The 13388-nt window shown below is 48.5% G+C and carries 10 protein-coding genes; all 10 read left to right on the top strand.

Annotated features, from left to right (window positions below; translation table 11 throughout):
• The first annotated feature begins 43 nt into the window (after window positions 1–43).
• Entirely contained in the window at window positions 44–454 is a 411-nt protein-coding gene (gene crcB / locus I8U18_RS16065) for a fluoride efflux transporter CrcB (RefSeq protein WP_033100008.1), read from the top strand.
• Window positions 451–813: a fluoride efflux transporter CrcB gene (gene crcB, locus I8U18_RS16060; protein ID WP_198056467.1), complete on the top strand. Its 363-nt coding sequence runs from the start codon at window positions 451–453 to the stop codon at window positions 811–813. The genes crcB (I8U18_RS16065) and crcB (I8U18_RS16060) overlap by 4 nt, the downstream gene beginning before the upstream one ends.
• A gap of 833 nt (window positions 814–1646) precedes the next feature.
• Entirely contained in the window at window positions 1647–3065 is a 1419-nt protein-coding gene (locus I8U18_RS16055) for a sigma-54 interaction domain-containing protein (RefSeq protein WP_198065048.1), read from the top strand.
• 247 nt (window positions 3066–3312) lie between these two features.
• A complete protein-coding gene (locus I8U18_RS16050; RefSeq protein WP_033100011.1) occupies window positions 3313–4725 on the top strand; it encodes a GntP family permease in 1413 nt (470 codons plus the stop codon).
• 77 nt (window positions 4726–4802) lie between these two features.
• Window positions 4803–5801 (top strand): extracellular catalytic domain type 1 short-chain-length polyhydroxyalkanoate depolymerase, encoded by a 999-nt coding sequence (locus I8U18_RS16045; RefSeq protein ID WP_033100012.1) that lies wholly within the window; start codon window positions 4803–4805, stop codon window positions 5799–5801.
• Between the two features lie 149 nt (window positions 5802–5950).
• Window positions 5951–6166, top strand: a complete 216-nt coding sequence (locus I8U18_RS16040; protein WP_033100013.1) for a hypothetical protein — start codon at window positions 5951–5953, stop codon at window positions 6164–6166.
• 560 nt (window positions 6167–6726) lie between these two features.
• Window positions 6727–7152, top strand: a complete 426-nt coding sequence (locus I8U18_RS16035; protein WP_370589418.1) for an EsaB/YukD family protein — start codon at window positions 6727–6729, stop codon at window positions 7150–7152.
• A gap of 21 nt (window positions 7153–7173) precedes the next feature.
• On the top strand, window positions 7174–11232 hold the full coding sequence (gene essC, locus I8U18_RS16030) for a type VII secretion protein EssC (RefSeq protein ID WP_198056463.1): 4059 nt from the start codon (window positions 7174–7176) through the stop codon (window positions 11230–11232).
• A 215-nt stretch (window positions 11233–11447) separates the two neighbouring features.
• Window positions 11448–11717: a WXG100 family type VII secretion target gene (locus tag I8U18_RS16025; RefSeq protein ID WP_033100017.1), complete on the top strand. Its 270-nt coding sequence runs from the start codon at window positions 11448–11450 to the stop codon at window positions 11715–11717.
• A gap of 170 nt (window positions 11718–11887) precedes the next feature.
• Window positions 11888–13228 carry a Tle-like phospholipase domain-containing protein gene (locus I8U18_RS16020; protein ID WP_198065047.1) on the top strand — a complete coding sequence of 447 codons (1341 nt, stop codon included), beginning with the start codon at window positions 11888–11890 and terminating at the stop codon, window positions 13226–13228.
• Window positions 13229–13388 lie beyond the last annotated feature (160 nt).

Raw genomic sequence — 13388 nt, 5'->3', positions numbered from 1 at the left:
CGGGAAAGTTTGGGATCATAAACATGTCGGGGAGGGAAAGAGAATGGTTTATCTAGCGATCGGGGCAACGGGAATGCTGGGAGCCTTGCTCCGGTACTGGCTTGGAATCTGGATTCCGACTGCGTGGATCTGGGGGTTTCCGTTGGGAACGTTGTTCATCAATTTGGCCGGTTCGTTTTTACTGAGCGTGTTTTCGGTATGGTTCACCCGTTTTCCGAAGATGCCATCCTGGCTGAAAACAGGGATCACAACAGGGTTTATCGGTTCGTTTACCACGTTCTCGACTTTCAATGTTGAACTTCTCACGTTCATGCAACATCACGCTTGGATCATGGCTCTGTCCTATTTGTGGCTTAGCTTGGTGGGCGGCCTTTTCTTCTCCTGGAGTGGCTGGCGAATCGGGAAAAACCTTGCTGAAAGAGAGAAAGAACCAGAGGTGGTGCCCAGATCGTGATATCTTCCATTTTCGTCGTGATTGGAGGTTTTTTGGGAGCCATTTGCCGTTTTCTGTTAAGCGGGTGGATATCACGCCGTTATTCTTCGTTTCCGGTTGGCACGATTACGGTCAATCTTCTCGGTTCCTTTTTGCTGGGATGGATCACGGGACATGAGCTGAATGAAACCTGGAAACTCCTCTTTGGTACGGGTTTCATGGGGGCTTTTACCACCTTTTCGACATTGAAATGGGAAAGTGTGCAAATGGTTGCCAAACAAGAAAAGAAAAAATTTTTTCTGTATCTCGGGCTCAGTTATCTCTTGGGAATTTTGTCCGCCTTCACCGGGTATTGTTCGGGCGTTTGGATGAAAGGTTGAATTACGATGCCGGAAAATACGGAGATGCATTTTCGACCGCCTGACCTTGAAGGATCTGAGTCAGATTGAAGCAGGCCGGGAAGATCCCAGTCCAAAATTTTTTGCAGCAGGATAAAAGCACTTTCCCCTTGTTCAACCCCGAATAGGATATACAGACTTTGAATTGGGGGAGGTGGAAAAATGGGATTCGGTTATGGCGGTTTTGGGTTCGGTTGGAGAAGTCTGTTAATCTTCCTCCTTGTGATTGCGACCATCTTCGTCTTTGTCGGCGGAGGATTTGGGTTCTAAATGAAAAGTGATGAAATCCCTTGAGGAAGATGGAAACCGGCCCGTAAGAAATGCACCCATTCGACCTTTTTTTCGGCAGCGGTGAATTTAAACCGATTGTCACCCCAAAATTCGCGTTCTTTTTGCCGGTCGCCGGAACGCGGATTGCTTGGAATGGAGAGATCTGGTCAGACCGTGGGGATTGGGACAACTCATCAGGAGGCTTTGCGCGTTTCATTTCTTTCACTCCTTTCGTCTTGTGATACGGTGATATCGTATGACCGCTCATCTGCATTGGAACCAAGTCATTTGACCTGAATTCAGGATTGAAGGTCAGGGCTCTTGCTTCCGGTCAAAGGCAGCGAGAGCCTTGACAGTCCGGCGATCGATTTGGAATTTAATCATACATGTCAGTAAAAGGGTTCATGCTTTGCGTTCAGTGCAAAGTATGAGCCTTTTTTTGTGGATGGCAGATCGGTATGTTATATATTTATTAAATTGAATTATAAGTAAATTATAAGAATATGCTTTCAAACATGGTAAAATAACCAAAGGAGGCGACTCAAATGCAAAATATAGAATCTGAATATAAAAAATTATTGGAATCATACTGGGACTGTTGCCGGACAAAAGATCTGATCCTGAAGGCTTTTGACAGCGCGTACGAAGGGATTGTCATTACTGATCCAGATGGATTTATCACTATGCTTAACCGGACTTATGCCGATTTTCTCGGAGTCGACGTCGACGAAGCGATTGGAAAACACTGCACGGAAGTGATAGAAAATACCCGGATGCATATCGTGGCCAAAACCAAGACACCTGAACTTGCACAAGTTCATCGAATCAAAGGCGGGAATATGATCGCCCATCGGATTCCCATTATCCAGGACGGAACAGTAATTGCGGTCGTTGGAAAAGTGATGTTTCAAAATGTGCGCGAATTGCATACGCTATCGGCGCGTGTCATTCAGTTGCAGAAAGAACTCGATTATTATCAGGGTGAACTGCTGAAAAATCTGGGAGCCAAATATTGCTTTGAAGATATTATCGGGATCAGCCGGAACATCTTGGAAGTAAAGGAAATTGCCAAGCGGGTGGCTTTAAGTGATACAACCATATTGATCAGCGGAGAGAGCGGAACCGGAAAAGAACTGTTTGCTCATGCGATTCATAATTACAGCCACCGGAAGTTTGGCCCGTTTGTGAGGGTCAATTGTGCGGCGATTCCCGACACCCTGATGGAATCCATTCTGTTCGGCTATGAAGAAGGCGCCTTTACCGGTGCATTGAAAGGGGGAAGAAAAGGGAAATTTGAAATCGCTCACAAAGGGACTATTTTTCTGGATGAGATCGGCGAGCTTTCCCCCGTCATGCAGGCAAAGTTATTGAGGGTGTTACAGGAAAGGGAAATTGAGCGGATCGGTGCCATGCATCCAATGAAAGTGGACGTGCGGATCATTGCCGCCAGTAACCGGAATTTGGAGTCGATGGTGAAAAACGGGGAGTTTCGGCAGGATTTGTTTTACCGGCTTCATGTGGTTTCCCTTCATATTCCCCCTTTACGGGAAAGGGTGGAGGATATTCCCGTTTTGGCGCGCCATCTTTTGCAAATGTTATCTCAGGAGACCGGCATGTATGCAGCAGGGATGGAACAAGAAGTGTTGGATGTGTTCATTCGCTACCATTGGCCCGGAAATGTCCGGGAATTGAAAAATGTACTGGAACGGGCCCTTCATGTGAAAAGGGAGGATATGATCCGGTTGAGCCATTTGCCTGTGCGCCTCTTTGAAGAAAGCACGGGAGAGCGGCCCTGTTTTCTGCTGGCAAATGCGATTGAAGAAACCGAGAGAGAAACGATCAGGCAAGTGCTGAAAATGACAAACGGCGACAGAGCCCGGGCGATCCGGCTGTTGGGAATCAGTAAATCGAGTTTCTATCAAAAAGTGAAAAAATACAAGATTGAGATCAGACCGATGGATTGAACCAATTTTACCGACCTTGTGATTTTTTTGGCGTTCCCATTCCACAAATCCGGAATGATGTGCAAAAATTCGGACGCGGGAGATGATATCAGGCAAGCAGTTTGCCTGAAACAGGTGCGGTATCTTTCCAAAAATGTGTACAAAAAATGACGAAATATACGGTTTTCACGATTGGCAACAAAATTGCATGGCAAATGAGCAAGGGAGTTCAATGGATTCTTCGACAGGATCGAAGGAGGTAAAGGATATGGCAGTGTTGGTAATTTTCCTGGCTCTTGGATTGCTCATGCTGTTGGCGTACAGGGGCTATCCGGTAATTTTATTTGCACCCGTGCTGGCTGTGTTGGCAGCTGTATTATCCGGACTCCCGCTTTTGCCGACCTATACGGAAGTGTTTATGGTGAAAGCCGTTGCTTATGTAAAACTCTATTTTCCCATTTTTCTCCTCGGGGCGATTTTCGGGAAGGTCATGGATGACAGTGGGGCCGCCTGTTCCATCGCTCGCGGATTAACACGCCGCTTTGGGGGCAGGCAGGCGATTTTGGCGGTTGTCTTAACCTGTGCAGTTCTCACATATGGCGGAGTCAGTTTGTTTGTCGTCGCCTTTGCGGTTTATCCGTTTGCCGCCGCGCTGTTTCGGGAGGCGGACATTCCCAAACGCTTGATTCCGGCTGCGATTACGTTGGGGTCATTCACTTTTACAATGGATTCTCTTCCGGGCACTCCTCAAATTCAAAATATTATACCGACATCTTATTTCAAGACAACTTCCTTTGCCGCCCCGATTACCGGAATCACAGGAGCTTTCCTGATCGCCGTCATTGGCTTGTGGTGGTTGCATCGTCGGAAGAATAAACTGATGTCCAACGGTGAGGGCTATGGTGACCATACGTTGAACGAGCCGGCAATAGCAGAGGATGAAAATCTTCCCGCCATCTGGTTGTCAGTTATTCCGCTCATTTTGGTTTTGGGAGGAAATGCGCTGTTCACTTATGTTGTATTGCCGGGATGGTATCCGGAAACTTTATTGAAACAATATGAAGGATTGGACATTGATCAGGTATTGGGAGTATGGGCTCTCATCCTTGCCCTGGTTTTTGGCATCGCTTTTGCCATCGTCCTGCAATGGTATTACCGGAGAAAATCTGCTGTCGGGGCCGACAAGGTTCTTGTGAAACCCGGATTGTCCAGGACATTGACGGCAGGTGCAACCGGTTCTCTTCTGGCTATTATGAATACGGCGTCAGAAGTCGGGTTTGGCAATGTGATCGCCTCCCTTCCTGGGTTTAAGTCGTTGGCCGATTTTCTGTTGACGATGAAAACCAGCCCGCTGATTTCAGAAGCGTTGTCGATCAATGTACTCGCGGGGATCACCGGTTCCGCATCGGGCGGTATGAGTATTGCCTTGGATACGATGGGGGCAAAGTATCTCGCCTGGGCCCAAAGTGCCGGCATCGATCCGGAGTTGTTGCACCGGATCGCCTCGATGGCCGCAGGCGGAATGGATTCATTGCCGCATAACGGTGCAGTCATTACATTGCTTGCGATCTGCGGGTTAACCCATCGCCAGTCCTACCCTGATATTTTTGCCATTACGGTAATCAAAACGTTGGTGGTTCCTGTTGTGATTGTGTTTTCCATGATGACCGGACTGGTTTGACATTTTGCAAGCGGTGGACGGGCTTTGTTCGTTGGTGGTGTGATCTGGCGTCAATTTTGAATTCGGGGAGGATCAAGATGGAAAAGAAACACCGTTTTTTCCGCCGGGTATTCCTTTTGCTGGTGTTGACGGTCTTGATGGGAGGCCCGACATTTGCCAAAACCGCTTTTTCCGCCGGGCAATTTATTCGTGATACGGCCCCTGACGGACGTGTTTACAAATTGTATATTCCCTCCGGTTATGATGGCACCACTCCTTTGCCGCTTGTCGTGATGCTTCATGGTTGTACGCAAAGCCCGGATGATTTTGCCGCGGGCACGGAAATGAATGCGTATGCCGAACAGAACCGCTTTTTTGTGGTCTATCCCGAACAACCCGTTTCGGCGAATCTGAGTAAATGTTGGAATTGGTTTGATTCGTCCAATCAGTCGCGGGGGCGGGGAGAACCAGCCTCGATTGTGGGAGTGGTCAACAAGATCAAGAGCAATTATCCGGTGGACAGCCGGCGTGTTTATGTGGCCGGTTTGTCTGCCGGTGGAGCCATGAGTGTGATTTTGGGAGCGGCTTACCCGGATGTTTTTGCCGCGATTGGTGTTGGTTCCGGTCTGGAATACAAGGCTGCGACCTCCGTGTTATACTCCGGGACAGCCATGCTGTATGGCGGGCCTGACCCGGTACAACAGGGGAATTTGGCTTATCAGGCGATGGGGGGATATGCGCGCGTCGTGCCAACCATTGTTTTTCACGGGACAGCCGACTACACGGTTAATCCCGTCAATGGAAATCAGATTATCTCCCAATGGGCGCAAACCAATGATCGGGCCAGCGACGGAATGGATAACAACAACATTGATGATCAGGCGGATGTCACTTCATACCGGTCCGTGCCAAACGGGAGAACTTATACAGACTCCCTTTACAAGGATCAGAACGGAACGGTTGTAATGGAAAAAATCATGGTGAATGGAATGGGACATGCCTGGTCGGGGGGCAGCGCTGCCGGGACCTATACGGATCCGACAGGGCCGAAAGCCAGCTCGATCATCTGGAATTTCTTTGACAGTCATCCCAAGTAAATGAAAGAAATGAGAGTCGCTTCCTGTAAGAGGGGGTGGCTCTTATTTGTTTTTGGATAAATTGGTTCTTTTAACAGGTTCAATGATTCTATCAATTGCATTTATTAATAGAGAGATAAAAACTACTTGTTTACAAAGGGGGATTTTAAATGGGGAGTTCCAAAATTCGTGCTCTCCATGAGCTGCGGGCTGCAATCAAGGAACTGGGCGATGCGATGAATTTTTTAGCGGCGAACCGATTTGAAAGTGCAGAAAACGAGATTGGTGACGCGCTTGTACTCATCGGCCGGGCCATTAGAAATATCAATCGCGCTGAGGCTTGCAGGAGGTTTGTTCCCTGCAAAAATTCATTGAAATCCAAGTAAGGGCTTCCGGTCAACACTGCGAAGCTTCTAAAAGAGAGAGGCACTTCGCGGAATAAGGTGTTCATCTTTCCCTGCGAAGTGCCTTTTTGCCGAAGATTGCATGCGGCCGTACACAGTCCATCCACCAAGAAAACATATCATCCGGTGATCGTTATCGTTTTTAATGATGATCATAAACTTAAAATTTACCGGACAAGCCGGATCCGTCTTTACAACAAGAAAAAGCAGCGGTTGTCCACTGATCGGCCGGAAGAGGAAAAGGGGGTGAAAAGCACGTTTCGGCCTCTCTTTTTTCTCAGAATGATCTCCGCTTATCCGAGAGATTTGAGGTGGTTCTCTTATTGCAGACGCAATTGATCAAAATTCGTGACATGATAAAATCGAACCTATTTTAAAAGATTTGTGATAAAATTATTACGGAAAGTCAAGGGGGGTGGATGACCAAATATTGGATGGGATACAGGGTGACCGGATAGTTCACTCTTCCGTTTTTTGTCGTCTTTTTGATAAATAGTCATCTTTGTCCGGAGGGGAGTTACGCTATAATATTAAAACAATAAATAACCGAACGAAAGGTTTATTTATTCCCACTCCGGAAGTTCAATCGATCTTGGAAAGGAGGAGTCTCATTTGGGGTAATCGTAACGGTCTTCATGGGAGCCGGCAACCAGCATTGGCTTGATCTTGAACTTCCATCTGAACTGCCTGTTTCCAAATTGATTCCCATGCTGGCCGATGCTGTCAAAAACGAAATGCAGGAGATGGAAGACGGAAAGCAGATTCTGGAAGTCAGAGCCGAAACCGGTGATTGGCGGAAGCTCGACGAGACGAAATCGCTGGATGACTACAAGGTTATGGATGGCGCTTATCTGCGGTTCCGAATTCAACCGGAAAATGAGCTGCAATTGATCCGGCAACAACAGCTGGAACAAATGAGAAAACAAAGAATCATCGGTTCGCTTGAAGCATTTCGGACCGATTATTAAAGAGCAAAGGGGGGAAGTCGCTTGAACATTCTTTTTCAAAGATCACCACGGATGAAACAGGATTTGCCGCGTACTGTGGTAGAGATTCGCCAACCTCCAAAAAAGCCCCAGCGGCCGTCTTTCTCATATTCTTCCTTGATCATTCCGCTTGTTATGACTTTGGGAACCATCGGTCTTTATCTTTATATGAGTTCGTCCGGCAATGGTTATTCCAACCCGAACTTTTTAGTTTTTCAAATGGTTTCAACTTCAATGATGACGGTATCTTACACGATTCCTTTTTTCGTATACCTGTCGAATAAAAGGAAATATAAGCGAGCACTGGCCCAGAGGACGGCTACATACAGGGAAAGCCTGAAAAAACACCGGGAAGAGCTGCAAATACTGGTGGACCGTCAGGCTGCCTTGCTGAAGGAATGGAATCCGGCTCCGATGCAATGCATGCGGCGGATTCAAACACGGGTCAGCTCGTTGTGGGAGCGCTCTCCCTTTGATGCCGACTTTTTGTCCCTGCGCTTGGGAAATGGTGAACAACCTTCCACGATCACGATTGAGACGCCCGATCAGGAAGAGTACGACCAGGACCCCTTGATTAAAGAGGCGAAACAGCTCGCCCGGGAGTTTTCGAAGGTTTCGGATGTGCCCGTTTCGCTCCCGCTGAACAAGGCGCATGTCGTGGGAGTGGTCGGCGACCGAGCCTCGATGCTCAATGCGATCCGCAGCCTGGTGCTCCAACTGGTGACGCATCACTCGCCGGATGAAGTAAAAATCGTTTCCTTTTATTCGGAAGATGAAGCGGATCAGTGGAATTGGATCCGCTGGTTGCCGCATGTATGGGATGACCAGCGGAAGCGGAGATTTCTGGCGACCAATCCGCGGGATGCCCGGGAGTTGACCGACCATTTATACGAGATTCTGAACCGCCGCAGGCAGAGTCGCCGGCCCGGACTCGCGAACGAGCCGCAAGTTCCTTTTTATGTGTTTATCATCTCAGACCCCAGTCTGATCGAGGAAGAAGTCATTGTGCCCATGCTGCTGAAAGAAGGCGGAAAAGTGGGCGCCCGCACCCTGCTTCTGTCAGAATCAAAAAACACGCTGCCAATGGAATGCCACGCCATTCTGGAAGTTCATCGCAATCACGGGACATTGCAGGAAACCAATTATCTGCAAACCGGGGAGGACTGGGAATATACCTTTCAGCCCGATTTTGTCTCCGTTGAAGTGGCGGATCAAACGGCCCGTTCCCTTGCGCCGGTTCGTTTGAAAGCCAATAAATCGCGGCAGATCCCGCAAATGCTCACGCTGTTTGATTTGGTGGAAGCGAAGAATCTGGATGATCTGGATGTCACACGGCGTTGGGAGCAAAACCGCTACCCCAATACATTGCCTGTTTCCGTCGGGATGGGAACGGGCGGCAAGCGCGTATACTTAAATATTCACGATAAAATTGAACGAAAGGGACATGGCCCCCACGGATTGATCGCAGGAACGACGGGTTCGGGGAAAAGTGAAGTGATCCAGGCTTTGATCGCTTCGCTGGCGCTCAACTACCATCCGCACGATATCGTATTCCTGCTCATCGACTATAAAGGGGGAGGAATGTCGAACACCTTTGAGCATTTACCGCATCTGGTCGGTTCAATCACCAACCTGGACGGGAACCTGATCGAAAGAGCGAAAATCTCTTTGAGAGCTGAATTGATGAGGCGTGAGAAACTGTTTAAGGATGCGGGAAATCTTCAACATATCGATGAATATTTCCAATCGCCGATGAGAGAAAAGAATCCGCTCCCGCATCTGGTGATTATCATCGACGAGTTTGCGGAGTTGAAAAAAGAGCAACCCGAGTTCATGAATGAATTGATCTCCATTGCCGCCAAAGGAAGGACCCTGGGAGTTCACCTGATTCTGGCCACGCAGAAACCGAGCGGCGTTGTCGACGATAAAATCTGGAGTAACTCCCGTTTTCGCATCTGTTTGCGCGTGCAGGAAGAAGCGGACAGTAAGGAAATGATCAAAATCCCGGATGCTTCCTGGATTACGACGCCAGGACGGGGCTATTTCCAGGTGGGGAGCAACGAGTTGCTGGAACTTGTCCAGTTCGCCTGGAGCGGTGCGCCTTACCGTCCGGAAACTGAAACGGTACAAGAAGCAGTGATCAGTGAGGTGACGCTGACAGGGCGTCGCATTAACCGCTCTTCGCCCGTGATCTCGACGGCCAAGAAGCAGAAGGGACGGAGCAAAAAACAATTGGATGTCCTGGTCGATTATCTGAACCGGGAAGCAAAAGCATTGGGGATAGAGACATTGCAGGGGCCCTGGCTTCCGCCGCTGCCGACACATATCTCTTTGGACGAACTCCGGCCTCCGGAGCGGAAAGGCTGGGACGGAAAAACTTGGCAGCCGTCAGCGGCTTGGCTGGATCCGGTGGTCGGTCTGGTGGATTCCCCGTCCAACCAAACGCAGTATCCGTTGAATATTCCGCTTAATGAAGGACACCTGCCCGTCTACGGGATGCCCGGAACGGGAAAAACAACCTTCGTTCAGACACTGCTGCTCTCTTTGGCACTGGATCATTCACCCGACGATGTACATATGTACGTCCTTGATTTTGGCCATATGTTCAGAGACTTCAATGAGCTTCCGCACATGGGGGCCATTATTCGGGATGATGAGCCGGACCGGGTGAGACGACTCTTCCGCTTTTTGATGAAGGAAATGCACCGTCGGCGGGAGAAAATCGCCCAGTCAGGGGCAAAAACATTTTACTCCTACCGCAAGTCTTTATCCGAACCGGTGCCCGCGATTATCGTGGTCATCGATGGATACCTGACCTTCAAAAGCACATTTGAAGAAGAACACGCCGATTTGGAGCAGTTGCTGCGCGCCGGCGGCAGTTTCGGGATTTACTTTATCGTTACCACCAACCAGGTCAGCGACATGTACGACCGGGTAAGAAACAATTTCTCGCTCGGTGTTTCGTTTGAGCTGGCGGATCCGTCAGACTATTACTTTGCGGTGGGCCGCCTCAGATCGCCGCTGGTGAACTTGCCGGAAGGGCGTGGGTTTGTCAAAGGAAGTGTGCCGCCGCTGGAGTTTCAGACCGCCTTGGCCTCAGAAGGAAGCGATGAGATCGAACGGGCCAACACGTTGCGCCAAAGAATTCGCACACTTGCCGATTCGTGGCAAGGAAATTACCCGAAAGCGATCGAATCCTTGCCGAAAGAAATTGAATTGAAAGAAGTGCTGGCCAAACACGAGGCTGATCCTGACCAACCTGAATTGACGCCGCTGAGGGTTCCGGTTGCCATCTCGATGGATGACTTGACCCCGTTCTATGTCAATTTGAAAGACGGCCCTTATTTTGTCGTCGGCGGCTCGATTGAAGGGGGAAAAACCTCATTTTTGCAAACTTGGATCTTGTCCCTCGCCTATTTCCATCCGCCAAGCGAGCTGGAGGTTTACGTCATCGACTTCCGGCCGAGCGGGCTCGGTTTGTCCGCGCTGATGGGCCTTCCGCACCTGAAAGGATATGCTTCGGATGAAACCGAACTGGCCGGGTTGCTCGAGAAACTGGGACCGATATTGGACCAGCGGGCAAAGACCAAAACACTTCCTCCATGGGCGGAGCAGACGGAAACCGGGGAAAAAGAACCGGCGATTTTTCTGGTTATCGACGATGCCGATTATTTCAGCAAGCGGCTGAACAATTATGACTTGCAAAATTCCCTTAACAATATTGTCAGCCAGGGACGGAACAAAAACTTTTATGTGGCGATTGCCGGATCACCTTCCAATTTCCCCTACAGCAGCAACGATTGGCTGTCTGAAGTGAAAGGGATGGAGACAGGCTTTTTATTTGCCAGCCTGGACATCAATGATCTCTCTTTCTTTAAAATCCCGTCATCTGAAGCAAGGTCCTCCAATCCGGCGATCCAGAAAACGCTTGGTCCGGGCGAAGGGTATTTTGCCAAGCGGCGCTATGAGAAGGTCAAGGGAGCAGTGCCCTTTTCGGCCAACGTTTCCCCGATGGACTGGATCAGAACGTTGCAGGAACGCTGGATGAGCACGAAAAACTGAAGACGGTTGAAAAAAATATCGGCTCCGACTCCATTCACCCGGAGAGAGGCGGATTCGGAGCCGATGAAACCTCATGTCGCTGTCAGGAATTTGATGTTTTGAAATAACATTTCCGTTTCCGACAAAATTATAAAAAAGAAAAGATTGCAAAGAGACTCTATTTTATATATAATCTTTAGAGTAATAGTTAAGCCTTTTTAGAGAGGGGTTTTGCAATGGCACGGATTCTTATTAATCCGGATGAAATTGATGCCGTGGCAAAAGATTTCCAAGCTAAACGGGAACAAAGCCAACAACTCATTCAACAACTCGATTCCCGTATCAACGGACTCGAGGGTCACTGGGATGGTATGACGAAGCAAAAATTCTTCCAAGATTTCCAAGAAGCTAAGAAAAATATGCAAAACTTCGTTCAGCTTCTCGATAACATTTCCCAAGCATTGACCCAAATCGCTACGAAATTTCGTCAAACGGACCAGGCTTAACCCGAGAACTGCAAACAGCTACTTACTTCTGTGGGACAGAACTGACCTTTGGTCGAGCCTGTCCCCTTTTTCTTTTCCATTACTGGTGAAGAGGTGAATCCATTACGGAGATGAGAACGGTATTTCAGCGATGGATCATTGCCCTGCTCCTTTCCCTCGTCGGAGCCGGGATGTTATACAGCGGTCATGCCTATGCAGGCGGGGGCAGTTTCAACGTTCCCCAGGTGAATGACCATTTTGACCAGGTCAAGCCAGGGCCGACGCCGGTCAAAGAGTCCCTTGTGACCAAGTCCCAATCTTCCGGGGATAAACCGGGGATGTGGAATTCGTTCAAAAACGCTTGTTCCAACGCCTGGAACAGCTTCAAAAACGGGGTTGCCACAGCATGGAACTGGACGAAGGAAAAAGCAACCCAAACGTGGAACTGGATTAAAGCCACCGTAACACGAATCACCATGGCCACAGTGATTACCTTAGCCTTCGTTTTTGGCCTGTATATGCGCTTCCAGCGGGCGGTGAACAACGCGATCATCAACTTCGGCAAAACCTTGCTCAACTGGGGCCGGACGGGGCTTGAAAAAACGTACAACTATGGGAAAAGCATCGCCGATCCCCCGGTTGATAACAGCACGCCGTATGGAACGTTGGATGAATTAAAGGTCAGCGATCAGCAATTAGCACAAGCATCTCAGTTGGCTTATTTGGATAATCTAGTTGTTGGTGATAAGGCCACCCAACAATTAATAGATCAGAGAATGAAAAGTGGTTGGGTCTTAGATTCTAGAAAAACTGATCTTCCGAATGGCCTTCAAGCTTATGTGTTTAGAAATGCTAGTACCAAGGAAATCATAATTGCATTTCGTGGAACAGAGTTTCCCGAACATCTGAAAACCCATGATCTTGCGGAAGGAGCGAGAGATCTTCTGATTGGAGATGGGCCAATCGCTTTAGGAAACGACACTTTGAACGCGCAGGCGATTGATGCCCATAAGTTTGTGGAAAAGCAACTTCATAATAAGTTATATCGTGGTTATAAATTTGTGTTAACCGGTCATTCGTTGGGAGGATATTTAGCACTTGATAACGCAGCGAGATATCGCATACCTGCTGTGACGTTTAACGCACCTGGGAAAGATCTTTATCCCAATCTCAATGCTTCCGTCCTATTTGGATGGGTTGGTCCGGGTATTTCTCATGCTGTGAATATGTTGGATCCGGAAAACCGGAAAGAAGCGGTAAATGAAAAAATGGGAAATTACGATAAGCTGATCCGCAACTACCGGTATGATCATGATTTGGTCGGTTCTCTCGGTTACCATCCAGGAAAAACGTATGAAATCAGCGACAATGGCAAGGTAACAGAAGACAAAGGACTGGATAACCAATTAGGTTTGAACTTCGGAAGTCATGGTATCAAAAATTTCACCGGTTATGATGATGAAGGTAACGCAGTCGAAACTCCGATTTTAAAAGATTACGATGAAAAGGGAAACATCGTGAAAAGGAATTAAAGGATGTGAACGCATGAAAAAGCCGTGGGGACGATTGAGATCAGGTGTTGTTGCCATCATTATGCTCCTGATGCTGGCAATCCTGGTGAGCGGTTGCAGCAAGGAAACTCTTTTGCCAAAGGATGAGTCTTACATGACCCAAGCGGAAGAAAAAAAGGTA

Source organism: Thermoactinomyces sp. CICC 10522 (genome assembly GCF_016055075.1).
In the GTDB taxonomy this organism is placed as follows: domain Bacteria; phylum Bacillota; class Bacilli; order Thermoactinomycetales; family Thermoactinomycetaceae; genus Thermoactinomyces_A; species Thermoactinomyces_A daqus.
This window is presented reverse-complemented; position numbering and strand designations above follow the sequence as displayed.

Coding starts and splice junctions, on each gene's coding strand:
- crcB (WP_033100008.1), top strand. CDS start 44: ATGGTTTATCTAGCGATCGGGGCAACGGGAATGCTGGGAGCCTTGCTC.
- I8U18_RS16055 (WP_198065048.1), top strand. CDS start 1,647: ATGCAAAATATAGAATCTGAATATAAAAAATTATTGGAATCATACTGG.
- I8U18_RS16050 (WP_033100011.1), top strand. CDS start 3,313: ATGGCAGTGTTGGTAATTTTCCTGGCTCTTGGATTGCTCATGCTGTTG.
- I8U18_RS16045 (WP_033100012.1), top strand. CDS start 4,803: ATGGAAAAGAAACACCGTTTTTTCCGCCGGGTATTCCTTTTGCTGGTG.
- I8U18_RS16040 (WP_033100013.1), top strand. CDS start 5,951: ATGGGGAGTTCCAAAATTCGTGCTCTCCATGAGCTGCGGGCTGCAATC.
- I8U18_RS16025 (WP_033100017.1), top strand. CDS start 11,448: ATGGCACGGATTCTTATTAATCCGGATGAAATTGATGCCGTGGCAAAA.
- I8U18_RS16020 (WP_198065047.1), top strand. CDS start 11,888: ATGTTATACAGCGGTCATGCCTATGCAGGCGGGGGCAGTTTCAACGTT.